Source organism: Amycolatopsis sulphurea, assembly GCF_002564045.1.
In the GTDB taxonomy this organism is placed as follows: domain Bacteria; phylum Actinomycetota; class Actinomycetes; order Mycobacteriales; family Pseudonocardiaceae; genus Amycolatopsis; species Amycolatopsis sulphurea.
In genome coordinates this window covers 3,157,662-3,183,192 of sequence record NZ_PDJK01000002.1, presented here as the reverse complement: position 1 = coordinate 3,183,192, position 25,531 = coordinate 3,157,662, and the positions used below count along the sequence as shown (strand labels likewise).

The window sequence follows — 25,531 nt, the reverse complement described above, 5'->3', positions numbered from 1 at the left end:
ACGACGCCAGGCGAGATGCCGTCCCAGGACCACCACAACCCACGACGGCAGCGGGCGAGCTGCACAACCTCCCATGGACACCACAACCCACAACCGCACCAGGCGCGCCGCACACCACAAGCACCGCTGACCGGCCGGGCCGCACGCCGCCCCTGAACACCACGCCCCGCAACAGCACCGCGCCACCCGACGAACAACCAACCCACAACAGCACCGCGCGAACTACACCCCACCCCGCGAACACCACACCCACACAGCACCGGGCAAGCCACACGCCACCCCACAGACACCAACCCACAACAGCACCGCGCGACCTGCGCACCGCCCCCACGAACACCGCAGCCCGCACCAGCACCGGGTCAGGCCGCAAAGCCGCCTCCGTACCCCGACCACGGCGGCACCAGGCAGCCCGCACATCACCCACAAGCACCACAAACTCACCCCAGCCCGGCACGCACCCCACCCAAACCACCCCAGCCAGAACAGCCAAGCACCCTCCGACGACCCACTCCTCAAGACCTGCGAGCAACACCTGCCGAGGACCGACCAGGCGCAGAATGCCGTTGCCGCCCGGCCGTTTCCGGCACTTCCTTCACCGCGGCGGAACACCGCCGCCGGGGCGCGGCGGCCGTCGCCGGGTTCTCGGGCCTGATCGTCCGGCGAGCCGCGCGGCGGGGACGGTGCCGGTAGGGGAGGCTGTGCCCCGGCACTTCGGGCAGGGTGGAGGAGAACGGGGATGCAGCAGCGCAACAGGCGGGCGTTTCTCTCGCTGGCCGGTACGGCCGCGGTCGGCGCGGTGGCGGCGGCGTGCGGGTCGAACACCGGCCGGCCGGGTGATCCGCCGCCGTCCACGGCGATGTCGGCGGGTGCGTCGTCCTCGGCGGCTGCGCCTCGGGTCGCCCTGCAGCAGTGGTACCACGCCTACGGCGAGGACGGCGTGCGCGAAGCAGTGCGGGGCTACGCCGGTTCCTACCCGGCGGCCGAGGTCGAGGTCCAGTGGAATCCTGGAGACTACGACTCGAAGATCGTCACCGCGCTGCAGAACAGCGCGGTACCGGACGTATTCGAGGCGCAGGTGAAGATCGACTGGGTCCGGCAGAACCAGGTGGTCCCGCTGGACGACCTCATCGCGCCGGTGAAGAACGACTTCAGCCCCGCGGTGCTCGCCGCGCAGACCGTGGAAGGCAAGGTTTACGGCATCCCGCAGGCCGCCGACACGCAGGTGCTCTTCTACCGCAAGAGCCTGCTGCAGGCCGCGGGCGTACAGCCACCACAGACCGTGGACGAGCTGATCGACGCCGCGGGCAAGCTGACCAAGGACGGGGTCAAGGGCCTCTTCGCGGGTAACGACGGCGGGGTCGGCACGCTCACCGGCCCGCTGCTGTGGTCGGCGGGGCTGGATTACCTCAAGACCGGCAACCGTGAAGTCGGCTTCGAAGATCCACGTGCGGCCGCCGCGTTCAGCAAGCTGCATACGTTGAACGCCAACAGTTCCCTGCTGCTCGGCGCCCCAGCGGACTGGTCTGATCCGAGTGCGTTCATCGACGGGCTGTGCGCCATGCAGTGGACCGGGCTGTGGAACATCCCGAAGGTCCGCGACGCGTTCAACGACGACTTCGGTGTGCTTCCCTTCCCGAAGCTGGACAACAGCGGTGCGCCGTCGGTGCCGGTCGGCGCGTACGGCGCGATGGTCAATGCGAAGAGCGCCCACGTGAAGGAAGCCAAGGCTTTCGTGAAGTGGCTCTGGATCGACCAGACCAATGACCAGCTGGAATTCGCCACCCGCTTCGGCTTCCACGTGCCCGCCCGGCAAAGCCTGATCGACAGGGCGGACATCTTGCACACCGGCCCGGCCGCGGACGTGGTGGGCCTGCTGAAGGACCACAGCCACCTCATCGGCGGTCCAGTGTGGACACAGATGGCGAACACCGCGCTGTCGGACGCGGTGGCCAAGATCGCCAAGGAAGGCGCGGACCCGGTCGCGCAGACCAAGGCCGCGGTCACCGTCGCACAGGCCGAGCTGAAGCGCCTCTTCGGATGACGCTGTCCCGCAAGGCCCGGGACACCCTGGCGTTCTGGGGGTTCGTCGGCCCGTTCCTGATCGGGCTCGTGGTGTTCGGCTACCTGCCGATCGGGTGGAGCCTCTACCTGTCGTTCTTCGATGCACGCAACACGGTGACCCCGAGCGTGTTCGTCGGGCTGGACAACTACGTGCGGATGCTGAGCGACGGGCCGTTCCTGGCCAGTCTCGGCACGTTCAGTGTGTTCGCGGCGTTCATCGTGCCGCTCACCTTCGTGCTGTCGCTCGCGCTGGCCCTCGGGGTGCACCAGCTGAAGTTCGCGCGGGCGTTCTTCCGGTCGGTGTTCTTCCTGCCGTTCGCCTGTTCCTACGTGGTCGCCTCGCTGATCTGGAAGACCTCGCTGTTCTCCGGCGTCCGTTACGGCCTCGCCAACTCGGTGCTCGGCCTCTTCGGCGTGGACCCGGTGGCCTGGACCGGCACGGTGCACCCGCCGTTGTACTGGATCGTGCTGGTGACCGCGCGTCTCTGGCTGCAGCTGGGCTTCTACGTGATCCTCTTCCTCGCCGCGCTGCAACGGATCCCGCGGCATCTGTACGAGGCGGCCTGGCTGGACGGGGCGAAATCGGGCTGGCAGGTCTTCCGGTACATCACCCTGCCGCAGCTGCGCGCGACCTCCGTCGCCGTGCTGCTGCTCAACCTGATCAACGCCTACCAGGCCTTCGACGAGTTCTACAACATCCTCGGCGATTCCCGGGGCTATCCGCCGTACGGCAGGCCACCGCTGGTGTACCTCTACTACACCTCGCTCGGCTCCGGCGGCCAGGACCTCGGACGCGGCAGCGCGGGCGCGATGATCCTGGCCATGGTGATCGCGCTGGCGACATTGCTGCAAGGCAGGCTGTTCCGCTTCGATCGGAGTGCTTCATGATCCGCGCGACCCTGCGCTGGAGCGCGCTGGTGATCGCCGCCGTCCTGTTCCTGGTGCCGTTCTATCTCTTGCTGCGCAACGGTCTTTCCTCGCGTGCGGAGATCACCTCACCGGACTGGACGTTCTGGCCGGAGCGGCTGCACTGGGAGAACTTCGGCCGGCTCTTCGATCGGCAGGACGTGCCGTTCGCGCGCAGCCTGCTGAATTCGGCGATCGTCGCGGTGCTGCAGACGACCGGGCTGATCGTGGTCTGCTCACTGGCCGGCTACGGGCTCGCCCGGGTGCCCTGCCGCTATGCGAAACCGGTGTTCTACGCGGTGCTCGCGACGCTGATGATCCCGGCTTCGGTGACCTTTCTGCCGAGTTTCGTGGTGGTCTCCACGCTCGGCTGGCTCTCGGACTTCCGCGGGCTGGTGATCCCCGGGCTGTTCAGCGCGTTCAGCGTGTTCCTGTTCCGGCAGTACTTCCTGGACTTCCCGAAGGAGCTGGAGGACGCCGGCCAGGTCGACGGGCTGAGCCGGTGGGGTGTGTTCCGCCGGATCGTGCTGCCCTGCTCGCGCGGGTTCCTCGCGGCGATCGCGGTGATCACCGTGATCGGCAGCTGGAACGCGTTCCTGTGGCCGCTGATCATCGCGCAGGATCCGGACTCGTGGACCGTCCAGGTCGCGCTGTCGGGCCTGCTCACCGCGCAGAACCCGCAGCTGGATCTGCTCTTCCTGGCCGCCGCGCTGTCCATCGCGCCGATCGTGCTGCTGTTCGCCTTCCTGCAGCGTTATCTGGTCCAGGGCGTGACCGAGTCCGGCTTGAAAGGCTGACTTTTCCGGCGGTCACCGGATCCGGAGAGAAAATCCCAACGTCGTAACACCGACCGCCACCGCGTGCGAGTATCCGTTATCGACTCAGGGCAGGAGCACCTCATGACCGATCCGTACCAGCAGCCGTCCAACCCCGATCCCTACCAGCCGCCGTCCTATCCGGTGCCTAACCAGCCGCCGGCGCCCTACGGCCAATACGGCCAGTACGGCGTGCCCTACGCTCCGCCACAGCGGACCAGCGGGCTGGCCATCGCCGGCCTGATCGTCGGGATCATCGCGCTGGTCAGCTTCTGGGTCCCGTTCTTCAACATCGTCGCGGCGCTGGCCGGGATCGGGCTGTCCTGGGGCGGCATGGTGCAGGCCGCCAAACCGGGCTGGACCGGCCAGGGAATGGCCATCGCGGGACTGGTCTGCGGCATCATCGCGGCCATCCCGGCGGTGATCTTCCTGGTGCTGTTCTTCACCACCCTGGCGGCCGCGGGCACGACCTGCGCCTTCTACTGCTGACCCGCCGGAGCTCAGGACCACTCGTCGGCTGGGCTGTGAAGGGCCCCTTCACAGCCTCAGAGTCCGTGAAGGGTCCCTTCACGGCCTTTGCGCCGAGCGTTCGCGCCGAAGCCGGGTGTTTACTTACCCGCCCCCGAGGGTGAAAATCTTTGGCTACCACTGGGGTTCGGGAGGCGGCATGCGCGCACGCGGGTTGATCACGTTAATGTCTGTCGGCATGATCACGATCGGGGTGACCCCGTTCGCCGCGGCCTCGGGGAATGACGAGGCGATCAACTACCACGAATGGTCCGGCGGTGCGCTGTACGCCGGCAAGCTGGACGGGCTCGGCCCCGGGCCGTCCGGGCTGCGCATCGTCCATCCGGCGGGTCAGGTCGAGCACTCCGAACCGGGGCTGGGCACCACCCGCACCTACGACTACGGCACGTGGACCTCGCCGCAGTACCGGCAGGGGTTCGACGCGACTCAGCTGATCGCGTCGTGGAACGCGCGGACCCCGGCGAAGACCTGGCTGGAGGTGCAGGCCAGGGGCCGCACTTCGGCCGGCGCGGAGACCACCTGGTACGTGATGGGCCGCTGGGCCAGCGGCGACACCGACATCCACCGCACCAGCGTGGACGGCCAGGGCGACGGCAACGCCTCGGTCGACGTGGACACGCTCAGCACCAAGACCGGCGTCACCCTGCGGTCCTATCAGCTGAAAGTGACCCTCTACCGGGAAGTGGGCAGCGCCGTGACACCCACGCTGTCGACGCTCGGCGCGATGACCTCGAACGTACCGGACCGCTTCGACGTACGCGCCACGAAGCCCGGCCAGGCCCGCGGGATCGAGCTGAAGGTGCCCGCCTACGCCCAGAACATCCACAAAGGACAGTTCCCGCAGTACGGCGGGGGCGGCGAGGCGTGGTGCAGCCCGACCTCCACCGAGATGGTCGCCGAGTACTGGGGCCGCAAGCCGGCCGCCGCGCACATGGACTGGATCCCGGCGGACTACCCGGACCGTTCCGTGGTCTACGCCGCGCGCAACACCTTCGACTACGCCTACGACGGCACCGGCAACTGGCCGTTCAACACCGCCTACGCCGCCTCCCTCGGCCTGCGCGGGCACATCACCCGGCTGCACGACCTGAACGAGCTGGAGGGATACATCGCCCGCGGGATCCCGGTGATCACCTCGCAGTCGTTCCTGTCCAGTGAGCTGGACGGCGCGGGCTACGGCACGTCCGGGCACATCATGGTGGTCGTCGGCTTCACCCAGGCGGGCGACGTGATCGTGAACGACCCGGCGTCCAGCTCCGACAGCCGGGTGCGCAACGTCTACAAACGCGACCAGTTCGAGAAGATCTGGCAGCGCACGAAGCGGTACACCGACACCGGTTCGGTGGCCGGTGGCCCCGGCGGAGTGGTCTATTTGATCACGCCCTGAGCCGGGTATGGCGACATGCGCATGGGCCGTGGTTAGCTGCCCCTGAACGCCACGGTGCCGAAGGGATGCGCAGATGCCGTACGAGGTCCAGGGAGTGGTTTCACGGGCGAAGGGCCGGCCGGTCGGGCTGGAGACCGTGCTGGTGCCGGACCCTGGACCGGGCGAGGCGGTCGTCTCGGTGCAGGCCTGCGGGGTCTGCCACACCGACCTGCACTACCGCGAGGGCGGGATCAACGACGAGTTCCCGTTCCTGCTCGGGCACGAGGCGGCGGGCCGGGTGGACAAGGTCGGCGCGGGCGTGACCGACCTGGCCCCGGGCGACTACGTGATCCTCAACTGGCGCGCGGTCTGCGGGACCTGCCGGGCGTGCAAGCGGGGCAAGCCCTGGTACTGCTTCTCCACCTTCAATGCCGAGCAGCCGATGACGCTGGCCGACGGCACGAAGCTTTCGCCCGCGCTGGGCGTCGGCGCGTTCCTGGAGCAGACTTTGGTCCATAGTGGACAGTGCACGAAGGTGGACGAGGCCGCCGAACCGGCCGTCGCGGGGCTGCTCGGCTGCGGCGTGATGGCCGGGCTGGGCGCGGCGATCAACACCGGCGCGGTGGGGCGCGGTGATTCGGTGGCGGTGATCGGCTGCGGTGGCGTCGGCGACGCGGCCGTCGCGGGCGCCCGGCTGGCCGGCGCGACCACCATCGTCGCGATCGACACCGACGAGAAGAAGCTGAAGTGGGCCAAGGACTTCGGCGCCACGCACACAGTCAACAGCCGTGGGCTCAGCGAGGCCGAGGTGGTCGCCGCGATGCAGGACGCCACCCGTTCGTTCGGCCCGGACGTGGTGATCGACGCCGTCGGCCGGCCGGAGACCTGGCGCCAGGCGTTCTACGGCCGCGACCTGGCGGGCACCGTGGTCCTCGTCGGCGTGCCCACGCCGGAGATGCGGCTGGACGACCTGCCGCTGATCGACTTCTTCTCGCGCGGCGGCTCGCTGAAGTCGTCCTGGTACGGCGATTGCCTGCCCTCGCGGGACTTCCCGATGCTCGTCGATCTGTATCTGCAGGGCAGGCTGCCGCTGGACAAGTTCGTCACCGAACGGATCGGCGTGGACGGCGTGGAGCAGGCGTTCGAGCGCATGCACCACGGCGAAGTGCTGCGCAGCGTGGTGGAATTCTGAGCCTCTTCACCGACACGGATTACCCCGCCGACCCGTACCCGGGTGCGCGGCCGGACCACTCGTACGTACACCTCGACGGCGCCGGCCATGCACTGGACACGGCGCCGCCGGGGTGGCGTTCGCGGACGCCGGTACTCGCGTACGGGTCCAATGCGTGCCCGTCAAAGATCACCTGGCTGCGTACGGAGCTCGGCCTCACCGGCCCAGTGGTGGCGGTGCGGGTGCGGTGCCACGGACTGTCCGCTGTGTGGGCGTCCGGACTGCGTGCCCGTGACGGCCAGCGCCCCGCGACGCTCGCCGCGTTGCCGGACGTGGTGGAGGACCACTTCGTGTGGTTCGCCACCGAGGACCAGTTGGCCGTACTGGATGTGTGCGAGGGCCGTGGCAGCCGTTACGACCTGGCCCGCTTGACGCACGCGGACATCCGTACCGAGGACGGCACCCCGCTGGACGGCGTGCTCGCGTACGTCGCGGCGTCGCCGATCCGCTGCCCGTTGCTGGTCGATGGCCACCCCGTCCGAGTCGCCGACGTCCTACAAGCCGAGGCCGCCCTCCTGACCGGCCACCCAGCACCGGGCCACGGCCTGTCGGCAGCAAAGCTGTGAAGGGACCCTTTACAGCCTCAGAGTCCGTGAAGGGTCCCTTCACAGCCGTTCAGCCGAGGCCGACGGGGTCGTTGACGACTACAGTGTGACACATGGACGTTAAACGTCACGTCGAGCCGGGAGAGCACTCCTCCGGGCTCGCGGACACGCGCAGCCGCCAGACCTCGGCCCGGGTGGCCGACGACGTGCTGCTCGACGCCGCCCGCCAGTGCGTGCTGGCCGTCGGCGTGCGGCGCACCACGCTCGCCGAGATCGCGCGGACCGCGCAGATCAGCCGGATGACCGTGTACCGGCGCTTCCCGGACGTGCGCAGCGTGCTCGCCGCGCTGATGACCCGCGAGTTCAGCGGGCTGCTGCGGCGCGCGGGGCAGGCCGGCGACGGGGCACCGCACACCCGGGAACGGATCGTGCGCATCGCGGTGGCCAGCATCAGCGCGCTGTCCGCGGACCCGCTGTTTCGCACCTTGCTCGACGTCGATCCGGAGCTGGTGCTGCCCTATATCGTCGAACGGCTCGGCGGCACGCAGAAGTTCTCCGAACAGGTGCTGCGCAGCCTGCTCGAAGCGGGTCACCAGGACGGTTCGGTGCGCCGGGCGGACCTGCCCGCGCAGGTCCGTTCGATCCTGCTGGTGGTGCAGTCGTTCGCGTTCTCCCTGCGGCCGGCCACCGCCGACCTCGACGAGGCCGCCCTGCTCGCCGAGTTCCGGCACCTGGTCGACGCGGCGCTGCGGCCATGAGCACCGGCTCGCTCAACGCCCGGCGCCGGGACCGCGAACTGGCGCGGCTGGCCGGCGGCGAGCAGGTCGACGTGCTGGTGGTCGGCGGCGGGGTCACCGGCGCCGGGATCGCGCTCGACGCCGCCGCGCGCGGGCGGTCGGTGGCGCTGGTGGAGGCGCACGACCTCGCGTTCGGCACGTCTCGCTGGTCGAGCAAGCTCGTCCACGGCGGATCACGGCCGGCATGATGCTCGGCTGATCCGGGAAATGCCGGTAAATCGACGGCGCCGCGATCCCGATCCGCCGCGCCACCGACCGCAGCGTGACCGCACCCTCGTCGCCGGTCTCGTCCAGTAATTCCGCCGCCGCGACCACGACGTCCTCGCGCAACCGGCCCCCTTCACCACGCCGGAGAATCCGATGACCAGCACCGAACAGAACCCCAAACCGAAGCCCTCCGGACGCTCCCGGAAGAAGATCGCGATCATCGCCGGCGTCGCCGTGGTGGTGGCCGCCGCGGGCATCATCCCGGTCCAGCAGCGGCTCGCGCAGCACGACGCGTTCACCCGCACCACCGGCAGCGCACTGTTCGCGGCACTGCCGGGCGTGACCGGGCCGGACGACTGGTACGGCCGCGCACTGCTCGCCTGATCGTCCACTGTGGACGCTAGCTGGTGATCGAGCCGTACCGCTGGAGGGCGACCTGGCGCTCCTGCGCGTGCTCGACCATCGGAGCCGGATAACGCTCCGGACGCTCCTTCAGCGCGTGCACCGATTTCCCCGCGACCCCGCGGAGTTCCGGTACATAGCGGCGGACGTAGTCGCCCTGCGGATCGAACTTCTGCCCCTGGGTGGTGGGGTTGAAGATCCGGAAGTACGGCGCCGCGTCCGTGCCGGAACCCGCGACCCACTGCCAGTTCAGCTGGTTCGAGGCCAGGTCACCGTCCACCAGGTGACGCATGAAGTGCCGGGCACCCCACCACCAGGGCAGGTGCAGGTCCTTCACCAGGAAACTGGCCACGACCATCCGCACCCGGTTGTGCATCCAGCCCTCGGCGAGCAGCTGGCGCATCCCCGCGTCCACGATGGGGAATCCGGTCCGCCCGGCGCACCAGTGCCCGAACGCCTCTTCGGCCTCGGGCCCGGTGTCGTAGGATATCCGGTCGAAGCGACGGTCGTAGTTCTTCCGGGCGGTCTCCGGGCGGTGCCACAGCACGTCGGCGTGGAACTCACGCCAGCACAACTCGCCACGCAGGGATTGCGCACCCTCGGACGCAACACCGGCGAGGTCGGCGAGCATGGTGCGCGGATGGATGGCACCCCAGCGCAGGTAGGCCGACATCCGGGTGGTGCCTTCGTGATCGGGCCGATCCCGTTCGGCGGCGTAGTCCGCGACGCCGTCTTCGAGGAAAGCGTGCCAGGCGCCGAGCGCCGCCTGTTCACCGGCCGGGGGCAGCCGCGTTTCGCCCAGGGCAGGGGATTTCGGTATGGCCAGAGACTTCTCCGGGGGCACCCAATCCACTATGGACACCGAGGTGTCCGCCGGGCGCGGCCAGCCGTGCCGGGTCCAGGCGCGGTGGAACGGGGTGAACACGCGGTACGGGTCGCCATCCGGTTTCGTGACCCGGCCCGGCGTCACGGCGTAGGGAGATCCGGTGACCACCCACTCGATCCCGTGCTCTGCCAACGCTTTCGCCACGGCCACGTCGCGCTTTCGGCCGTACGGAGCGAGATCGGCCGTGACATGCACTGCGGACGCGCCGATTTCCTTTGCCGCGGCGACGACTTCGCGAACCGGATCACCACGGCGGACGAGCAACCTGCCCGACAGCGCGGCATCGAGTTCCCGCAGGGAATCCAGCAGGAACGCCGTCCGCGGCGCGCCAGCAGGCTTAAGCAACCGCCCATCCAGCACATACAACGCCAGCACCCGTTTCCCTGACCGGCCCGAAGCTGTGAAGGGACCCTTCACAGCCTCAGAGTCCGTGAAGGGTCCCTTCACAGCCTGCCCGGCGGCGGTATGCAGGGCAGCGTGGTCGGCCAGCCGCAGATCGCGGCGGAACCACAGCACGACCGGAGCTTCCCTCGTCATGCCCGGAAACGATAATCGCCCCGCCGTGCCGGAGCACGACGGGGCGACCGGAAAGCTGACTCAGCGCTCCGCGAGCGGCCGGTAGTCCCGCGCCGCGTGCCCGGTGTAGATCTGCCGCGGGCGGCCGATCTTGGTCTGCGGGTCGTTGATCATCTCCCGCCAGTGCGCGATCCAGCCGGGCAGCCGGCCCAGCGCGAACAGCACGGTGAAGAACTGCGTCTGGAACCCGAGCGCCCGGTAGATCAGGCCGGTGTAGAAGTCCACGTTCGGGTACAGCTTGCGCTCGATGAAGTACTCGTCGGAAAGCGCGGTCTCCTCCAGCGCCTTCGCGATGTCGAGCAGCTGGTCGCCGCCGGAGATCTTGCCGAGGATCTCGTCCGCGGTGTTCTTGATGATCTTCGCGCGCGGGTCGTAGTTCTTGTAGACCCGGTGCCCGAAGCCCATGAGCTTGACACCCTTTTCCTTGTTCTTCACCCGGTTGACGAACGACGCCACGTCGCCACCGTCGGCGCGGATGCCCTCCAGCATGTCCAGCACCGCCGCGTTCGCACCGCCGTGCAGCGGGCCGAACAACGCGTTGATACCGGCGGAAATGCTCGCGAACAGGTTCGCCTCGGACGAGCCGACCAGCCGCACGGTCGAGGTGGAGCAGTTCTGCTCGTGGTCGGCGTGCAGGATGAACAGCAGGTCCAGTGCCTTGGCCACGGCCGGGTCGACCTCGTAGGGCTCGGCCGGGAAGCCGAAGGTCATCCGCAGGAAGTTCTCCACCAGGCCCAGCGAGTTGTCCGGGTACAGCAGCGGCTGGCCCACGGACTTCTTGTACGCGTAGGCGGCCAGCGTCGGCACCTTCGCCAGCAGGCGGATGGTGGACAGCTCCACGTTGGGCTCGTCGAACGGGTTCAGCGAGTCCTGGTAGAAGGTGGACAGTGCGGACACCGCGCTGGAGAGCACCGGCATCGGGTGCGCGTCGCGCGGGAAGCCGGAGAAGAACGCCTTGAGATCCTCGTGCAGCAAGGTGTGCCGCTGGATCCGCCCGGTGAAGTCGGCCAGTTGCGCCTCGGTCGGCAGCTCACCGTAGATGAGCAGGTAGGACACCTCGATGAAGGTGGACTTCTCGGCGAGCTGCTCGATCGGATAGCCGCGGTAGCGCAGGATGCCCGCGTCCCCGTCGATGTAGGTGATGGCCGAGGAAGCGGCACCGGTGTTGACGAACCCGGGGTCGTAGGTGATGTACCCGGTCGAGGCCAGCAGCTTGCCCAGTTCGATCCCCGGCGCACCCTCCACCGGATGCACGACCTTGAATTCGTGCTCACCGTTCGGCAGGCGCAGCGTCGCGGATTCGCCGCCGGACTGCCCCGCATTCGTCGCGTCGGACATGCAGGTCCCTCTCACGTTGGGCACGGGCCGGCGGCGCCTGCGGGTACGCAGGTAGCCACGTGTTCACGCGAGGAAAACACGCGCCTCGCTGCACACCGCCCCGCTGGGAAATGAATTCAGCACCACGCTAGTCGAAAGGTGGGTAGGTGCGCACTCGATGCATTGCCCCGGACGGCCCCTTTGGGACCAGGTTCACACGGTGACTGCCATGTCCTCCGCAGTCGGCGGCTCGGCACCGCTTCGCGAGACAGTGATGGAGGCCGCTTTCGCCGCGTACGCGAGCGCCTCCCGCCAGTCGCCCGCTTCGAGCGCGGCCGGCTTGGTCACCTCTCGCTGATGCAGCCAGGCGAGCAACGCGCCCTGCACGGTGTCGCCGGCGCCGATCGTGTCCACCACGGCCACTGTGCGGGATGCAACGTGGGCCAGCTCACCCGCCGCCGTGATCACCGAAAGCCCGTCCGCGCCGCGGGTCAGCACCACGGCGTCCACACCGGACTCGACCCAGCCACGCGCGGCCGTGATCGGATCGGCCCCCTCGGCCAGCCACGCGGCGTCGTCGTCGGAGATCTTCAGCAGCCGGACATCGGGCAGCCACGATGCGAACCGCGCCCGATAGGCGGCCGGATCGGCGATGAGCGCTTCCCGGATGTTCGGATCGAGCACGGTCAGCGTCCCGCGCGCCGACTCGCGCCGCAGCATCGCCTCGTACGCACTGGCTCCGGGCTCCAACACCATGCCGAGCGTGCCGAGCGACAGTGCGGTGGTCTCCGCGGGCAGCGGTCCCGGATCGGCGACCAGCCGGTCCGCGGTGCGCTCGACGTAGAAGGTGTAGTGCGCGCTGCCGCGTTCGTCGAGCGCCACCACCGCGAGTGTGGTCGGCTCATCGCCGCGCTGCAGCAAGGAGATGTCGACGCCGGAGGCCGTCAGCCGGTCCACGAGCGCGCTGCCGAACCGGTCGGTCGACACCCGCGACAGGAACGACGCGGGCACGCCGAGCCTGCCCGCCGCCAGCGCGACGTTGTACGGTCCGCCACCGAGCCGGGGCAGCAGCGCGCGCAGCCCACCGTCCACAGTGGAATCCAACGGTTCACCAGGAACGAGGTCGACCAGCGCCTCTCCACCCACCACGATCACGGCCGCGAGTCTAGTGGAGGGGCCGATGACAAATCCTGTCCACGGGCCAGCACCGGTTTCGGGTCCGTGAAGGGACCCTTCACGGCCGCAGAGGCCAAGGCCCCGGCAACGTTGGCCGAGACCCGTCGCCGGCAGGGAGAGCCGTCGCTGCCAGACCGGTTTCGGGTCCGTGAAGGGTCCCTTCACAGCCGCAGAGTCCGTAAAGGGACCCTTCACGGACCTCCGCGGTCTGCGCAGTGCCCTCCACGCCGGCTTTGCCGGGGCCCCACCTCGGCCGGCGCGGGTCAGTCCTGCTTGGTCAGCCCGCCCAGCAGCAGCTCGCCCAGCGCGGTGAACGCTTCGGCGTCGGACACGTCGGTGCGGCGGGCCAGCACGCCGGTCTGGATGCCTTCCACGATCAGCCCGGCCATCTCCGCGACCAGCCGGGCCTGCACGTCGCGGAACACCCCGCCGGCCACGCCGTGATCGATGAACGCGCGGATCCGGCGCGCGGCGGCCCGGCTGTTGAGCTGGTAGGTGTCGCGGGCGGGGGCGAACTCCGCGATGTCGGTCATGAACGCGGGCGAGGCCCGGTTCAGGTTCTCGGCCACACCGGCGAGGTACTCGCCGATCAGCTCGCGGGCGTCGGAGATACCCGCGATCCGCTCCTCGATGCGCTGCGCGGCACCCCGGAAGTAGTGCGCGACGACCTTGACCGCGAGCTGTTCCTTGCTCGGCGCGAGCGCGTAGAGGGTGGATTTGGAGCAACGCAGACGGGCGGCGAGATCGTCGAGGGTGAATCCGGCGAAGCCCTCGGCCAGGAACACCGCCTCGAGCTCGGCCAGCAGCGCCCGCTGCCGCGCAGTGGGCCGTCGGCGGAGCTCGGGTGTGGACATCTGGTCACTATCTCCTACTTCCGGGAGGCGGCCCCGCCCCGGTGCGATACTCTAGAACGGCCCACAGTACTGTTTTGAGTACTCCTACTGGAGGATCCCATGCCTGCGGAACGGCTGCTGCCCACCTCGGAGGCGGAAGACCTGCTCGCCCTCGCCACGGAGATGGCGCGCGAGGAACTGAAACCGCGCGCCGCGGCGGACGAGGAGGCCGAGCGCTTCCCCCGGGATCTGTTCACGCTGATGGGCAAGTCCGGGCTGCTGGGCCTGCCGTATCCGGAGCAGTGGGACGGCGGTGGCCAGCCATACGAGGTGTACCTGCAGGTACTGGAGGAGATCGCGGCCGCGTGGATGACCGTCGGCGTCGGGCTGTCCGTGCACACCATGTCCTGTTACGCGCTGGCCGAGTACGGCACGGAGGAACAGCGCAACCGCTGGCTGTCGACCATGCTCGGGGGCGAGCTACTGGGCGCGTACGCACTGTCGGAGGGCCACGCGGGCTCCGACGCCGCCGCGCTGTCCACGCGCGCCCGTCGCGACGGCGACAACTACGTCGTCAACGGCACCAAGGCGTGGATCACGCACGCGGGCGTCGCGGACTTCTACACCACGCTGGTGCGTACGAGCGGTGACGGCAGCCACGGCATCTCCTGCTTCCTGGTCGATTCGTCGACTCCAGGCCTTTCGGCCGCGCCTCGCGAACGGAAGATGGGCCTCACCGGCTCCCCGACCGCGCAGATGCTGTTCGAGGACGCGCAGGTCCCCGCCGACCGGTTGATCGGCGAGGAGGGTTCGGGACTGAAGATCGCCTTGTCGTCCTTGAGTTCCGGCCGCCTCGGCATCGCCGCGTGCGCGGTCGGCCTGGCGCAGGCCGCGCTGGACGAGGCCGTGCAGTACGCGAAGGGCCGCAGCCAGTTCGGCCGCCCGATCATCGAGTTCCAGGGCATGGAATTCCTGCTCGCCGACATGGCCGCGACGGTCGAGTCGGCCCGCGCGACCTACCTGGACGCCGCCCGCCGCCGGGACCGCGGCATGGACTTCCAGCGTCAGTCCTCCATCGCGAAACTGATCGCCACCGACGGCGCGATGAAGGTGACCACCGACGCCGTCCAGGTCCTCGGCGGCGCCGGCTACACCAGGGACTTCCCGGTCGAGCGCTACCTGCGCGAGGCGAAGGTGCCGCAGATCTTCGAGGGCACCAACCAGATCCAGCGGATGGTGATCGCACGGGCGCTGAAGAACGCCTGATCTTTCCTCCAGTTCGTGATCATCGGCGTCGATATGGTCACTGACGGTCGCCGAAGACCGTGAGACAATGCCGGTGACGTGAGGAGACGCTGTGACAGCACGTCCCGAGCCGACGCAGAGTGAATTCCCCTGGAAGATCCCGGACCACCTGCTGTCGATCGAGGAATACGCGGCCCTCGGTGAACCCGAATCCGGCTTCACTGAACTCGTGGAGGGTCGCGTCGTGATGTCCCCAAGCCCGATCAGACGGCACAACAGAGCCGCCTATCGACTGTCGACCATCTTGGAGCCACAGCTACCGCCTGAACTCGACGTCAACCTCGACTTGGACGTCGACCTGGGATTGACGCCGCCGGGCCAAGCCGGTTTCTCGCGTCGCCCCGATTTCATGATCACCTACCGCGCGGCGAACGAGCGGGTCGACCGGGATTCGGCGATGTTCCGCGCGAACGAGGTTCTCGTGGTCGTCGAGGTGGTTTCCCCTGGCTCGAAGCGCACCGACCACAAGACCAAGCACAGCGAGTACGCCGAGGCCGGAATCCCGTTCTACTGGATCCTCGATCTCACCCAGCCGATCTCCCTCGTGGTCTGCCACCGGGACGGGGAATCCCGTTACCGGAACGGCCCGGCGGTCACCGGCGTCTTCACGACCACCGAGCCGTTCCCGTGCAAGATCGATCTCAACGCGCTGCTCGATTGAGGTTCAGCGCGTCTCCCGGTACCGCCGATCCGCCGGCACGCCCTCGCCGGTGGACTCGTCGAAGGAGTACACCTCGCGGCCCCGGACGAACACGCGCATGGCCCGGTTCATCACGTCCAGCGGGTCGCCCGACCACACCACCACGTCCGCGTCCAAGCCCGGGGTCAGCGAGCCGATCCGCTCGGCCAGGCCGAGCATCTCGGCCGGGTGCACGGTCAGGGCCTTCAGCGCGGTCTCCGGGTCCAGTCCGTCCTTCACCGCGAGTGCTGCCTGGTAGACCAGGAAGTTGATCGGCACCACCGGGTGATCGGTGGTGATCGCGATCTTCACCCCGGCCCTGGCCAGGATGCCCGCAGAGCGCAGGCTGCGGTGGCGCAGCTCGGCCTTCGACCGGGTGGTGAACAGCGGACCGAGGATCACCGGGACCTCGCGTTCGGCCAGCAGATCGGCGATCAGGTGACCTTCGGTGCCGTGGTTGATCACCAACCGGTAGCCGAATTCCTCGGCCAGCCGGATGGCGGTGACCATGTCGTCCGCGCGATGCACGTGCTGATCCCAGTACAGCTCGCCGTCGAGCACCTTGGCCAGAGTCTCGTGGGTGAGGTCGGTTTCGAAGGGCTTGCCCTCGCTCAGCGCGTGCGTGCGCTTCGCCTGGTAGTTGCGGGCGTTGGTGAACGCCTCGCGCAGGATCGAAGCCACCCCGAGCCTGGTGGACGGCGTGGTCTGCTTGTCCCCGTAGACCCGCTTCGGATTCTCGCCGAGCGCGCTCTTCACGCTGACCTGCTCGGCGAAGGTCATGTCCAGAATGCTGCGGCCCCAGGTCTTCACGCCGACGGTCTGGCCGCCGATCGGGTTGCCCGAGCCCGGCTTGATCACCACGCTCGTCACGCCGCCGGAGAGCGCGTCGTCGAACCCGGTCTCGTACGGGTCGATGCCATCGATCGCGCGGAACCGGGCACCGTTCGGGTCGGTCATTTCGTTGACGTCCGAACCGGACCAGCCTTCGCCCTCCTCGGACACCCCGAGGTGCGCGTGCGCGTCGATGAACCCCGGCAGCACCCAGCTGCCGGAAGCGTCGACCAGCTCCGCCTCCTCCGGCACCTCGACGTCGGCTTCCGGGCCGACGCGGGAGATCCGGTCGTCCTCCAGAAGCACTGTGCCGCCGTCGATCGGGGCCGAACCGATGGGGACGACGTAGCCCCCGACAATCGCTTTGTACGCCATAGTTCGACACGCTAACGAAATCAGCGCGCCTCGCGCACCTTCGCCAGGTGCACCAGCTGATGCTCGCCTTCCGGGCTGCGGTGCGTCTCGCGATACCCATGCCGGGTATACAGCCGCAGCGGACCGGCCGAGAACTCACCGGTGGTCAGCCGGAAGCCGGTGACCGCCGGTGGTGCGGCCGCCTCGGCGGCGAGCAGCAACGCGGTGCCGAACCCCTCGCCTTGGCGGTCCGGAGCGACCACGAGCCTGCCCAGCTCGGCGACCTCACCACGCACCACCACCCGGACCGCTGCCACGATCCGCGCGCCGTCCCGGAATCCCCATACGGTGACCGCCGGGTCGGCGAGCGCGGCCCGCACCTGGTCGAGAGTCTCCAGCAGCGGCGGCAGATCGAGGTCGTGGTGCGCCCGCGCCTCGATCAGGAACGCGGCCCGCTGCAGGGTGAGCAGCTCACCGGCGGCGGACTCGGGCAGCAGCTCAGGCGTCACGGGACACGGATTCCCCAGCTGGCCGTCCAGGACCCGGCGGGCGCCAGTTCGATCAGGTCGGTCCCGGTGTTGAGCGCGTCGGCCGGGCAGGTCATCGGCTCGATCGCGATCGCGCGGCCGCGGCCGGTCAGCTCGTCCGGCGTGAACACCTGTACCCAGCGGAAATCCGGACCGGTCCAGACCACCAGCTGCCGGTCGCCGTGGGCGAGCACGTGGTGGTGCGTGCCGTCCGAGGCCGGCACCAGCGTGCCGAACGCGGTGTCCAGGTCGACCCCGGCGAGCACCTTGCCCGCGCGGAAGTCGTACTCGGTGCCGGCCACGTCCTGTTCCTCGGCGTAGGGCATCTGCTGGTCCCCCTCGTACGGCCGCACCCGCGCGGCGGGCAGGGTCAGCGTCAGCTCGTCGGTGGGGACGTCACCGAGCCGGAAGTACGGGTGGGTGCCCACCCCGACGCCGATCGGCTGCTCCCCCTCGTTGCGGATCTCGTGCGTGATCACGAGCTCGCGCGGCTGCAGGTCATAGGTGACCGTGGCGCGCAGCGGAACCGGCCAGCCGGGCTGCACCGCGACGTCGACGGCGAGGGTGATCGACGACTCGGCGTGCTCCAGCAGCTCCCATTCCAGATGCCGGGTGAGGCCGTGGATGGCGTTGCCGCGGGCCTCCTCGGTGATCTCCAGCTGCTGCTTCTCGCCTTCGAACGCCCACTGGCCGCCCTTGGTGCGGTTCGGCCACGGCAGCAGCACTTGCCCGAGCCCCTTCGGCGGCTTCTCGTCCTCGGCGAACGTTTCGACGTAAGGCACCCCGCCGACCTCGAACGCACGCAGCCCGGCACCGATTTCGGTGACGAGGGCGCGGGCGGTGCCGCGGGTGATTTCGAACTGCTCTCCGGTGGGGTTCGCCATGGCGCCGAGGCTACCGGCCGGACCGGACGCGGGTCCGCCGGATGATTAGACCGGTCGTCATGGCGCGGGTACCGTGATCGAAATGGCCCGTACCGACAGCCGTCGCCGGATGCTCCCATCGACCACCGGCCTGTTCGGCAGGCAGGGCTACCTCGCGACCGGGCCGACGTCCGCAAGCGAGTCATTGTCTGTCCCATTGCGACAGACGCGCCGGGAAACCGGGCCACGCAAGCAGATCAGGCGGGACGTGCCCCCGCCGCAGACCGTCGCCACCCATCTGCGTACCACCGTCGAACGGGAGTACTTCTGATGCGCGTACACCATCTGAACTGCGGAACCATGCACCCGCCGGGCGGGCGACTGTTCGACGGGAACCCGGGGCTCGCCCGGCGCAGCCTGCTCGTGGCGCACTGCCTGCTGATCGAGACCGCGGATTCACTCGTACTGGTGGACACCGGACTCGGCAGCCATGCCGCGACCGATCCGCGCGGCTGGCTCGGCGCGCCGATGCTCACGATGGTGGGCGGGCGCCCTTCGGCCGAGGAGACGGCGGTGGCACAGATCCGCGCCCTCGGCCACGATCCGGCCGACGTGCGGCACATCGTGATGACACACCTGGACCTGGACCACGCCGGCGGGCTCGCCGACTTCCCGGACGCGACCGTGCACGTCCACGCGCGGGAGCGCCGGGCCGCCGGTCACCCGAAAAACCTTCCGGAGAAGACCCGTTACCGGACGAACCACTTCGCACACAGTCCAAAGTGGAGCATCTACGAGGAGACCGGCGAGATCTGGTTCGGCTTCGACGCGGTCCGCCCGCTGCGCGGCCTGCCGCCGGAGATCCTGCTGGTCCCGCTACCCGGCCACACGAACGGCCACGCCGGCGTCGCCGTCGACACCGGCAAAGGCTGGCTCCTGCACGCCGGAGACGCGTACTTCTTCCACGGCGAAGTGGCCCCGGTACGGCCGTATTGCCCGCCGGGCATGCGCGCTTTCGCCAACCTCAACCAGATGGACGGCCGCACCCGGCGAACGAACGTCGCGCGGCTGCGCACCCTCGCCCGCGACCATGCCGACGAGGTCACCGTGTTCAGCGCGCACAGTGCGGTGGAGTTCCAGGCATTGCGCCGCCGATCAGTCCATAGTGGACTTTGAAGGCCGGCCCAGCCGGCCGAGCACCTGCCCGGCCACTTCACCACCGGCGCTCACGTCCAGCTCCGGTAGCCCGGTCTAATCGACGCTCCGGGGGTGCGCCCATCGGCCGGCCTCGGGCACCGGGGCGGTCAGGCTCCGGAGACCGCGGTGCGGACCAGCGGGATCATCATCTCCTGCGTCATCTTGACCGGGCCGGTGTAGCTGACCACCACCGGAACCCCGCCGGACAGCTTCGCCGCGGCGAGCGTGGCGGTCTTCTGCCCATCCACGTAGTACACCGCGCCGTCGGCGAAGCCCGGCACGTCGGCCGCGCCGGCCTTCGCCTTCTTGATCGCGGCGATCATCTCCGCAGGCTTGGTGTGACGCCCCTCGTAGCGGGTCACCGCGAGCGCACCCGCCGGCTTGCCCGCGACCTGGTACTCACAGCTGGTGGCCTTGCCCCCGTTGCCGGTGGTGTTCTCGCTCTGCCCCGGTTTCGCGGAGACGTCGGGAGTGTTGATCGCCTTGCTCACGTCGTTCGGCGACAGCAGCGAGCAGGTTTCCACCACGTTCTTCGCCGCGGCGGACGACGAATGCGGGGCCGACCGCTTCGGCGCGGCGGCCTGCTCACCTCCCGACGAACAACCGACAAGCCCGGCAGCAGCAACGACCAGCAACGCGATCGGTAAGGCACGCATACTTCGCATACTAGGCCTTTCGGGCGAAGTCCCGCCGCTGGGTGTGGCGACCGCCGCTCATACGGTGGCCGTCGCGTCCTTCTCCCCGGCCGGCGCGCGGTACCGCCAGAACACCGGGATCACCAGCGCAGCGACCACGACGAGCACGATCGACAACAGGCCACCACCCGTCGCCGTGGCGGTGGTGCCCCAGGCGGCGGCTGCCCAGCCGTGCGTGAGGTCGGCGATCCGTGGGCCACCCGCGACGACCACGGTGAACACGCCCTGGAGCCGGCCGCGCATCTCGTCGGTGGTGGCCGTCTGCAGGATCGCCTGGCGATACACCGCGCTGATCATGTCCGCCGCGCCGGCGAGTGCCATGAACACCACCGCGAGCCACAGGGAGTGCGCGAGCCCGAAAGCCGCGATCGCCGCGCCCCACAGGCAGATCGCCAGCACCACCGCGGCACCGTGCCGGTACACCCGGTGCAGCCAGCCGGAGAACAGCCCGATCAGCACCGCGCCGGCCGGCAATGCGGCGTAGAGCAGGCCGAGCGCCGGACCACCGCCGGGCGGATCGCCGAACGTGCGCTCCGCCATCTCCGGGATCAACGCGCGCGGCATCCCGGCGACCATCGCGATGATGTCCACGACGAACGACGCCAGCAGCACCTTCTGCGCGGCCAGGTAGCGGAACCCGTCGAGCACCGAGCGCAGCCCGGCACCCCGCGAGGTGTCGCCGAGCGGCGGAATCGCGGGCAGCCGCCACACCGCGATCAGCGTGATCAACAGGGCACAGACGTCGACCAGATACAGCGTGGACAGCCCGATCACCGGGATCAGCGCGCCACCGAACAACGGGCCGAACACCGCGCCGAAGGTGCTCATCGTAGTGTTGAGCGCGTTCGCCGAGGGCAGCAGCGCGGGCGGTACGAGCCGGGCCACGACCGCGCCGCGGGTGGGCATGTTGATCGCGAAGAACGCCTGGTTGGCGGCCAGCAGCCCGAGCACGAGCCACACCGAGTGGATCCCGGCGAAGGCCTGCAGCCACAGCAGCGCCGAGGTGACCGTGACCCCGGTGTTGGTGACCAGCAGCAGCTTGCGACGGTCGACCGCGTCCGCGATCGCCCCGCCCCACAGCCCGAACACGAGCAACGGCACGAGCGCCACCGCGCCGCTCAGCCCGACGTATCCGGACGACCCGGTCAGGTCGAAGATCTGCTTGGGCACCGCGACCGCGGTCAGCTGCGAACCGACCGCCGTGACCGCGGTGGATATCCACAGCCGCCGGAACGCCACGATCTTGAGCGGACGCGTATCGACGACGATCCGGCTGAGGAGCTTGCGCACCCCATGACGAGGCGGTGGCCCCGGGTCAGCACTCACGACGACAGAGCTTAGCTTCGCTAACCATCCACCAGCCAAGTGATTTTCGTCCCCACCACCGCGCGTGGAAGAGCCGCGAAGGAACCCCTTCACGGACGCTGAGGCTGTGAAGGCTGTCGGCAAAGTCGGCGTGAGGGGCCCTACGCCGACCGCGGAGGTCCGTGAAGGGGCCCTTCACGGACTCAGAGTCTGTGAAGGGCCCCTTCACAGACTTCGGGACAGGTCCGGCGCACACCACGAGGTGGTCGCGTAGGCACCGCCGATGATGACGCGGCCGCCACGGCTCACTCTGCTGATCACGGGTCCTCGACCGACTTTGCCGGGGCCGTGGACGCTGAGTCTGTGAAGGGTCCCTTCACAGACCTTGTCAACGGTGGAGAGAGCTCCCATCAGGGGGCGAGGCGTTCGATGTGCCAGCCGTCGTGGGTGTGGTGGAAGCGGAGGCGGTCGTGCATCCGGTCCTCGCGGCCCTGCCAGAACTCCACGAAGTCCGGCCGGATCCGCCAGCCGCCCCAGTGCGGCGGTGCCGGGATCTGCTCGACGCCGTCGAACCGGCGTTCGATCGTGCGCAGCGCGTTGTCCAGCGCACGGCGGCCGTCGACCACCCGCGACTGCGGCGAGGCCCACGCACCGAGCTGCGAACCGCGCGGACGCTGCGCCCAGTAGGCGGCCGTCTCCTCCGCGCCGACCTTCTCCACCTCGCCACGCACGGTCACCTGACGGTGCAGCGGGTACCAGGGGAACGTGACCGAGGCGTAGCGGGTCGCGGTGAGGTCGTGACTCTTGGCCGAGGTGTAGTTCGTGTAGAACACGACGCCACGCTCGTCGAGGCCTTTGCACAGGACCGTGCGCGAGGAAGGCCGCCCCTCGGCGTCCGCGGTGGCGAGCACCATCGCGTTGGGCTCGGCGAGGCCTTCCGACACCGCCTGGCTCAGCCAGCTCTGCAGCTGTTCGGTCCACGTGGCCGCCAGCGCGGTCTCGTCGAACGGCGCACCGTCGTAGGCCACTCGCATGCCGGGCAGGCGCACGACCGCGTCCGGCACCTCGGTCACCTCGTGGATCTCCGGCGTCATCCGGCCCAAACCTCCGTCACACCCCTTGTGGGGGTCTCGGCTCACGGGTATCCGCCCGACGGTATTGGCTCCGGATGCCGGGCGAAACCCACCGAATGGTGACTCCTGCCACCCTGCGCACCGGCCGGATCGATCCAGGTCACCGGTGCGTGACCGCGGCCAGCAGCAAGGCGCGCAGTTCCGCGCTCACCTCCTCGACCGGCAGCGGCGGCTCGTGCGCCTGCCACTCGCGCAGCAATCCGGTCGCCGCGCCGACGATCGCGATCGCGGTGAGCCGGTAGTCGCGATCGGGTGCGGCCCCCGCCGCGGCGGCGCGGCGGGCCTCGGTCTCGATGAAGGCGGCCCACCGATCGACCCAGACCTGATGCTGTGCCTCCAGCTCCGGGCTGACGCCAATCGCTTCGACGTAGTTCAGCCGCGGGAATCGCGGATCCTCGGTCACGGCGGCCACGAAAGCGTCCAGCAACCGCACGATCCGGGTCATCGCGCCGGCCTCGGCGACCTCGTCCAAGGCCGTGGATACGTGCTGCAGGGCGAGGGAGTTGATCCGGTTGTGGAGCGTGCGCAACACGTCTTCCAGACTGTCGAACTCCTCGTAGAAGTTCCGAGTGGACACCCCAGCCTTACTGCACAGCTGGGTAATTCTCGTCCGGCGGAAGCCATTGTCGGTGAATAGTTCCAGTGCCGCGCCCAGCAGGCGCTCCCGCCGGTCGGCACGTCTTCGTTCGGGCGGGATACCACCGTAGGTACGGGCCACGGATCAGAATTTCTAGCAGGAGAGCCTTTTCATGGCAACAACGACGTCCGTCGCCAGCGCGGTACCGAGCGTGCCGCCGGCGGCCGGCGGGGTGCGTGACCACCAGGCGCCCGATGCCGCGGGACCGGGCCGGGCCGCCGAAATCCAGATCGGTGGCGAGCACGCGGTGTCCGGCGAGGACGGAGAGCGCACCGTCCAGCCCGGGTTCGCCGGCAGTCTGCGTCTGGCGCAATGCGGGGACTCCGCCACGCCGCACCTGCACGATGCTGCGCAGCCTGCCCGGCCGCTCCCCCGCGCGTCCCAGCACGAGCACTTCCCGGGTGTGAAAACGGGAATTTTCCGCCAGCTCGGCACGCAGGATCGCGGTATGGTTCGCCCGAGCGGTGACCACGGTCGGCTCGGGCAGGTACTCCAGCGCACCTCCCTCGGCGACCTCGATGTCCACAGTGGACGAGCTGGGCTCGCCGCGCGGGCCGGGTAACGCGAGGGCCGCGGCGACCCCGGAAAGCCGCAGCGACGCGCCCGGTCCGACGTGGACTTCGAGGCGCAGCTCGTCCCCGCCCAGCGGGGCCGTGGCCGAATTGACCAGGTGCACCACGGCTTCGGCGCCGGAGTGCCGCCGCGGGAAGAGCGTGAGCGGCGCCATCGAGCGCAACTCACGCAGAACCGTCCGTCCATTGTCGAAGCACGCGACCAGCCGGGCGTGCGCTCTCACCCGTGCCGCGCCGGCAGCTGCGAACGTACCCAGTCCGCGGCCGCCGGCGCGTCTGGAGTGTCCACAAGTGACTGTGCGAGCACGCCGAAGAACTTCGGCTCCCACAGCACGAGATCGGCCAGCTTGCCGACCTCGACCGAACCGATCTCGCCGTCCATCCCGTGCGCGATGGCCGGGTTGATCGTGTACTTCGCCACGTAGCGGCGGGCGCGCAGATTGTCCGCCGCGCCGTCGCCGGGCAACGCCCCGCGGCGGCGCTTCATCACATGCGCGGTCTGCCAGGTCCGGATGATCACCTCGCCGATCCGGCCCATCGCCTGTGCGTCGGAACTCATCATGGAGATCGCACCGAGATCGTGCAGCACGTCCTCGGCAGCGATCGTGCCCGGCCGGATCCGGCTCTCCGCGAACGCGAGATCCTCGGGCACGGACGGGTTGAGGTGGTGGCACACCATGAGCATGTCCAGGTGCTCGTCCAGAGTGTTCACCGTGTGCGGGCGAGTCGGATTGGTCGAGGACGGCAGGACGTTCGCCAGCCCGGCGACCCGGATGATGTCGGGCGCGTGGCCACCGCCCGCACCCTCGGTGTGGTAGGCGTTGATCGACCGGCCGGCAATCGCGTCCACAGTGGACTCCAGGAAGCCCGCCTCGTTGAGCGTGTCGGTATGGATCGCCACCTGTACCCCGGATTCGTCGGCCACAGTGAGACAGGCGTCGATCGCGGCCGGGGTGGACCCCCAGTCCTCGTGCAGCTTGAATCCGCCCGCACCGGCCGCCAGCTGTTCCCGCAAGGCTTCACGACGTACGGTGTTTCCCTTGCCCAGCAACAGCACGTTCACCGGATGACCGTCCATTGCGGACAGCGTCCGGCCCAGATTCCAGGCGCCCGGCGTGACCGCGGTCGCTTTGCTGCCCTCACTCGGCCCGGTGCCGCCGCCGACCAGCGTGGTCAGCCCCGCAGCGAGCGCGGTGTCCACCAACTGCGGGCAGATGAAGTGCACATGGCAGTCGATCCCGCCGGCGGTGAGGATCCGGCCGTTGCCCGCGAGCACCTCGGTGGACGGCCCGATCACCAACGCGGGATCCACCCCGTCCATGGTGTCGGGATTACCCGCCTTGCCGATCCCGGCGATCCGGCCGTCCCGGATGCCGACGTCGGCCTTCACCACACCCCAGTGGTCGAGAATCACCGCACCGGTGATGATCAGGTCCGGGGTACCCTCGGCGCGGGTGGCCACGCTCTGCCCCATCGACTCGCGGATCACCTTGCCGCCGCCGAACAGCACCTCGTCGCCACTGCCCGCAGGCCCGCGTGACCGGTCCTCGGTGACCTCGATGAGCAGATCGGTGTCCGCGAGCCGGATCCGGTCCCCTGTGGTCGGCCCGAACAGCTCGGCGTAGCGGATGCGATCGAGCTCCGTCATCAGCCCGCCCGCTTCCGCAGCCCCGGCACTCGCCGGAGCCCGGCCAACGGCACCAGGTCCACCTCGCGCTCCACCCCCGGCTCGAACCGCACCGAGGTCCCGGCAGGCACGTCGAGCCGACGACCCCGGGCCACCCAGG

The 25,531-nt window shown here is 69.3% G+C and carries 25 protein-coding genes and 4 pseudogenes; 14 read left to right on the top strand and 15 right to left on the bottom strand.

Annotated features, from left to right (window positions below; translation table 11 throughout):
• Positions 1–736: 736 nt before the first annotated feature.
• The 9 genes and pseudogenes from ATK36_RS20640 to ATK36_RS32930 form a co-directional block, all read left to right on the top strand.
• Positions 737–2,041, top strand: coding sequence for an ABC transporter substrate-binding protein (locus ATK36_RS20640; RefSeq protein ID WP_098513031.1), 1,305 nt, complete (start codon positions 737–739; stop codon positions 2,039–2,041).
• Positions 2,038–2,949 carry a carbohydrate ABC transporter permease gene (locus ATK36_RS20635; RefSeq protein WP_098513030.1) on the top strand — a complete coding sequence of 304 codons (912 nt, stop codon included), beginning with the start codon at positions 2,038–2,040 and terminating at the stop codon, positions 2,947–2,949. Before ATK36_RS20640 ends, ATK36_RS20635 begins: the two co-directional genes overlap by 4 nt.
• Positions 2,946–3,764, top strand: coding sequence for a carbohydrate ABC transporter permease (locus tag ATK36_RS20630; RefSeq protein ID WP_170069818.1), 819 nt, complete (start codon positions 2,946–2,948; stop codon positions 3,762–3,764). Before ATK36_RS20635 ends, ATK36_RS20630 begins: the two co-directional genes overlap by 4 nt.
• A 102-nt stretch (positions 3,765–3,866) precedes the next feature.
• Positions 3,867–4,271 (top strand): DUF4190 domain-containing protein, encoded by a 405-nt coding sequence (locus ATK36_RS20625; RefSeq protein WP_098513029.1) that lies wholly within the window; start codon positions 3,867–3,869, stop codon positions 4,269–4,271.
• Positions 4,272–4,488: 217 nt separating this feature from the next.
• Positions 4,489–5,697: a peptidase C39 family protein gene (locus ATK36_RS20620; RefSeq protein ID WP_245914936.1), complete on the top strand. Its 1,209-nt coding sequence runs from the start codon at positions 4,489–4,491 to the stop codon at positions 5,695–5,697.
• A 73-nt stretch (positions 5,698–5,770) separates the two neighbouring features.
• Positions 5,771–6,868, top strand: a complete 1,098-nt coding sequence (locus ATK36_RS20615) for an S-(hydroxymethyl)mycothiol dehydrogenase (protein ID WP_098513027.1) — start codon at positions 5,771–5,773, stop codon at positions 6,866–6,868.
• Entirely contained in the window at positions 6,862–7,473 is a 612-nt protein-coding gene (locus ATK36_RS20610; RefSeq protein WP_386998522.1) for a gamma-glutamylcyclotransferase, read from the top strand. Before ATK36_RS20615 ends, ATK36_RS20610 begins: the two co-directional genes overlap by 7 nt.
• A gap of 173 nt (positions 7,474–7,646) precedes the next feature.
• Positions 7,647–8,210 carry a TetR/AcrR family transcriptional regulator gene (locus tag ATK36_RS20605; protein ID WP_098515045.1) on the top strand — a complete coding sequence of 188 codons (564 nt, stop codon included), beginning with the start codon at positions 7,647–7,649 and terminating at the stop codon, positions 8,208–8,210.
• Positions 8,207–8,428: pseudogene (locus ATK36_RS32930) on the top strand (FAD-dependent oxidoreductase); the annotation flags it as partial. The gene ATK36_RS20605 and the pseudogene ATK36_RS32930, both read left to right, overlap by 4 nt.
• 31 nt (positions 8,429–8,459) lie before the next feature.
• Here ATK36_RS32930 and ATK36_RS34735 read toward each other — a convergent pair.
• Positions 8,460–8,564: pseudogene (locus ATK36_RS34735) on the bottom strand (TetR/AcrR family transcriptional regulator); the annotation flags it as partial.
• Positions 8,565–8,609: 45 nt separating this feature from the next.
• On the opposite strand from ATK36_RS34735, the gene ATK36_RS32355 reads away from it, so the two are divergent.
• Complete coding sequence (locus ATK36_RS32355; RefSeq protein ID WP_170069634.1) at positions 8,610–8,840, top strand: hypothetical protein; 231 nt, start codon at positions 8,610–8,612, stop codon at positions 8,838–8,840.
• A 16-nt stretch (positions 8,841–8,856) separates the two neighbouring features.
• Here the strand turns inward: ATK36_RS32355 and ATK36_RS20590 are convergent, their stop codons facing one another.
• From ATK36_RS20590 to ATK36_RS20575, 4 genes are all read right to left on the bottom strand, one after another.
• Positions 8,857–10,281: a cryptochrome/photolyase family protein gene (locus tag ATK36_RS20590; protein WP_098513026.1), complete on the bottom strand. Its 1,425-nt coding sequence runs from the start codon at positions 10,279–10,281 to the stop codon at positions 8,857–8,859.
• 60 nt (positions 10,282–10,341) lie between these two features.
• On the bottom strand, positions 10,342–11,658 hold the full coding sequence (locus tag ATK36_RS20585) for a citrate synthase (RefSeq protein WP_098513025.1): 1,317 nt from the start codon (positions 11,656–11,658) through the stop codon (positions 10,342–10,344).
• 192 nt (positions 11,659–11,850) lie between these two features.
• Entirely contained in the window at positions 11,851–12,792 is a 942-nt protein-coding gene (locus ATK36_RS20580; RefSeq protein WP_098513024.1) for a carbohydrate kinase family protein, read from the bottom strand.
• Positions 12,793–13,076: 284 nt separating this feature from the next.
• Complete coding sequence (locus ATK36_RS20575) at positions 13,077–13,667, bottom strand: TetR/AcrR family transcriptional regulator (protein WP_098513023.1); 591 nt, start codon at positions 13,665–13,667, stop codon at positions 13,077–13,079.
• 99 nt (positions 13,668–13,766) lie between these two features.
• Between ATK36_RS20575 and ATK36_RS20570 the strand changes: the two genes are divergently transcribed.
• Positions 13,767–14,912 (top strand): acyl-CoA dehydrogenase family protein, encoded by a 1,146-nt coding sequence (locus ATK36_RS20570; protein ID WP_098513022.1) that lies wholly within the window; start codon positions 13,767–13,769, stop codon positions 14,910–14,912.
• A gap of 91 nt (positions 14,913–15,003) precedes the next feature.
• Positions 15,004–15,612 carry a Uma2 family endonuclease gene (locus ATK36_RS20565; RefSeq protein WP_245914934.1) on the top strand — a complete coding sequence of 203 codons (609 nt, stop codon included), beginning with the start codon at positions 15,004–15,006 and terminating at the stop codon, positions 15,610–15,612.
• Between the two features lie 3 nt (positions 15,613–15,615).
• Here ATK36_RS20565 and ATK36_RS20560 read toward each other — a convergent pair whose 3' ends face one another.
• Genes ATK36_RS20560 through ATK36_RS20550 form a run of 3 tightly spaced genes read right to left on the bottom strand, consistent with a single transcriptional unit; the run spans position 15,616 to position 18,226 of the window.
• Positions 15,616–16,836 (bottom strand): amidohydrolase, encoded by a 1,221-nt coding sequence (locus ATK36_RS20560; RefSeq protein ID WP_098513021.1) that lies wholly within the window; start codon positions 16,834–16,836, stop codon positions 15,616–15,618.
• 20 nt (positions 16,837–16,856) lie between these two features.
• Complete coding sequence (locus ATK36_RS20555; RefSeq protein ID WP_098513020.1) at positions 16,857–17,354, bottom strand: GNAT family N-acetyltransferase; 498 nt, start codon at positions 17,352–17,354, stop codon at positions 16,857–16,859.
• Complete coding sequence (locus ATK36_RS20550; protein WP_098513019.1) at positions 17,321–18,226, bottom strand: aldose 1-epimerase family protein; 906 nt, start codon at positions 18,224–18,226, stop codon at positions 17,321–17,323. The genes ATK36_RS20555 and ATK36_RS20550 overlap by 34 nt, the downstream gene beginning before the upstream one ends.
• A gap of 82 nt (positions 18,227–18,308) precedes the next feature.
• On the opposite strand from ATK36_RS20550, the gene ATK36_RS20545 reads away from it, so the two are divergent.
• Together ATK36_RS20545 and ATK36_RS20540 are read left to right on the top strand one after the other, a co-directional pair.
• The gene (locus ATK36_RS20545; protein WP_141544490.1) at positions 18,309–18,536 is read left to right on the top strand and encodes a hypothetical protein; all 228 of its coding nucleotides are present in this window, start codon (positions 18,309–18,311) and stop codon (positions 18,534–18,536) included.
• A complete protein-coding gene (locus ATK36_RS20540) occupies positions 18,536–19,381 on the top strand; it encodes an MBL fold metallo-hydrolase (protein WP_098513017.1) in 846 nt (281 codons plus the stop codon). The genes ATK36_RS20545 and ATK36_RS20540 overlap by 1 nt, the downstream gene beginning before the upstream one ends.
• A 128-nt stretch (positions 19,382–19,509) precedes the next feature.
• Here ATK36_RS20540 and ATK36_RS20535 read toward each other — a convergent pair whose 3' ends face one another.
• The 7 genes and pseudogenes from ATK36_RS20535 to ATK36_RS20505 form a co-directional block, all read right to left on the bottom strand.
• Positions 19,510–20,058 carry a DUF3558 domain-containing protein gene (locus tag ATK36_RS20535; RefSeq protein WP_170069815.1) on the bottom strand — a complete coding sequence of 183 codons (549 nt, stop codon included), beginning with the start codon at positions 20,056–20,058 and terminating at the stop codon, positions 19,510–19,512.
• 57 nt (positions 20,059–20,115) lie between these two features.
• Positions 20,116–21,387: an MFS transporter gene (locus ATK36_RS20530; RefSeq protein WP_098513016.1), complete on the bottom strand. Its 1,272-nt coding sequence runs from the start codon at positions 21,385–21,387 to the stop codon at positions 20,116–20,118.
• Between the two features lie 425 nt (positions 21,388–21,812).
• Positions 21,813–22,496, bottom strand: coding sequence for a pyridoxamine 5'-phosphate oxidase (gene pdxH, locus ATK36_RS20525; RefSeq protein ID WP_098513015.1), 684 nt, complete (start codon positions 22,494–22,496; stop codon positions 21,813–21,815).
• Positions 22,497–22,635: 139 nt separating this feature from the next.
• Positions 22,636–23,253: a TetR family transcriptional regulator gene (locus tag ATK36_RS20520; RefSeq protein WP_098513014.1), complete on the bottom strand. Its 618-nt coding sequence runs from the start codon at positions 23,251–23,253 to the stop codon at positions 22,636–22,638.
• 12 nt (positions 23,254–23,265) lie between these two features.
• Positions 23,266–23,968: pseudogene (locus ATK36_RS20515) on the bottom strand (urease accessory protein UreD).
• Complete coding sequence (gene ureC, locus ATK36_RS20510; protein WP_170069814.1) at positions 23,965–25,392, bottom strand: urease subunit alpha; 1,428 nt, start codon at positions 25,390–25,392, stop codon at positions 23,965–23,967. Before ureC ends, ATK36_RS20515 begins: the two are co-directional and overlap by 4 nt.
• Positions 25,392–25,523 (bottom strand): annotated as a pseudogene (locus tag ATK36_RS20505) (urease subunit beta); the annotation flags it as partial. The pseudogene ATK36_RS20505 and the gene ureC, both read right to left, overlap by 1 nt.
• Positions 25,524–25,531 lie beyond the last annotated feature (8 nt).

Bases quoted from the DNA above. Each gene is read 5' to 3' on its own strand.
- ATK36_RS20585 (WP_098513025.1), bottom strand. From the start codon at position 11,658: ATGTCCGACGCGACGAATGCGGGGCAGTCCGGCGGCGAATCCGCGACG.
- ATK36_RS20560 (WP_098513021.1), bottom strand. From the start codon at position 16,836: ATGGCGTACAAAGCGATTGTCGGGGGCTACGTCGTCCCCATCGGTTCG.
- ATK36_RS32355 (WP_170069634.1), top strand. From the start codon at position 8,610: ATGACCAGCACCGAACAGAACCCCAAACCGAAGCCCTCCGGACGCTCC.
- ATK36_RS20590 (WP_098513026.1), bottom strand. From the start codon at position 10,281: ATGACGAGGGAAGCTCCGGTCGTGCTGTGGTTCCGCCGCGATCTGCGG.
- ureC (WP_170069814.1), bottom strand. From the start codon at position 25,392: ATGACGGAGCTCGATCGCATCCGCTACGCCGAGCTGTTCGGGCCGACC.
- ATK36_RS20570 (WP_098513022.1), top strand. From the start codon at position 13,767: ATGCCTGCGGAACGGCTGCTGCCCACCTCGGAGGCGGAAGACCTGCTC.
- ATK36_RS20545 (WP_141544490.1), top strand. From the start codon at position 18,309: ATGGCCCGTACCGACAGCCGTCGCCGGATGCTCCCATCGACCACCGGC.
- pdxH (WP_098513015.1), bottom strand. From the start codon at position 22,496: ATGACGCCGGAGATCCACGAGGTGACCGAGGTGCCGGACGCGGTCGTG.
- ATK36_RS20535 (WP_170069815.1), bottom strand. From the start codon at position 20,058: ATGCGTGCCTTACCGATCGCGTTGCTGGTCGTTGCTGCTGCCGGGCTT.
- ATK36_RS20615 (WP_098513027.1), top strand. From the start codon at position 5,771: ATGCCGTACGAGGTCCAGGGAGTGGTTTCACGGGCGAAGGGCCGGCCG.
- ATK36_RS20625 (WP_098513029.1), top strand. From the start codon at position 3,867: ATGACCGATCCGTACCAGCAGCCGTCCAACCCCGATCCCTACCAGCCG.
- ATK36_RS20640 (WP_098513031.1), top strand. From the start codon at position 737: ATGCAGCAGCGCAACAGGCGGGCGTTTCTCTCGCTGGCCGGTACGGCC.
- ATK36_RS20575 (WP_098513023.1), bottom strand. From the start codon at position 13,667: ATGTCCACACCCGAGCTCCGCCGACGGCCCACTGCGCGGCAGCGGGCG.
- ATK36_RS20540 (WP_098513017.1), top strand. From the start codon at position 18,536: ATGCGCGTACACCATCTGAACTGCGGAACCATGCACCCGCCGGGCGGG.
- ATK36_RS20630 (WP_170069818.1), top strand. From the start codon at position 2,946: ATGATCCGCGCGACCCTGCGCTGGAGCGCGCTGGTGATCGCCGCCGTC.
- ATK36_RS20550 (WP_098513019.1), bottom strand. From the start codon at position 18,226: ATGGCGAACCCCACCGGAGAGCAGTTCGAAATCACCCGCGGCACCGCC.
- ATK36_RS20620 (WP_245914936.1), top strand. From the start codon at position 4,489: ATGATCACGATCGGGGTGACCCCGTTCGCCGCGGCCTCGGGGAATGAC.
- ATK36_RS20635 (WP_098513030.1), top strand. From the start codon at position 2,038: ATGACGCTGTCCCGCAAGGCCCGGGACACCCTGGCGTTCTGGGGGTTC.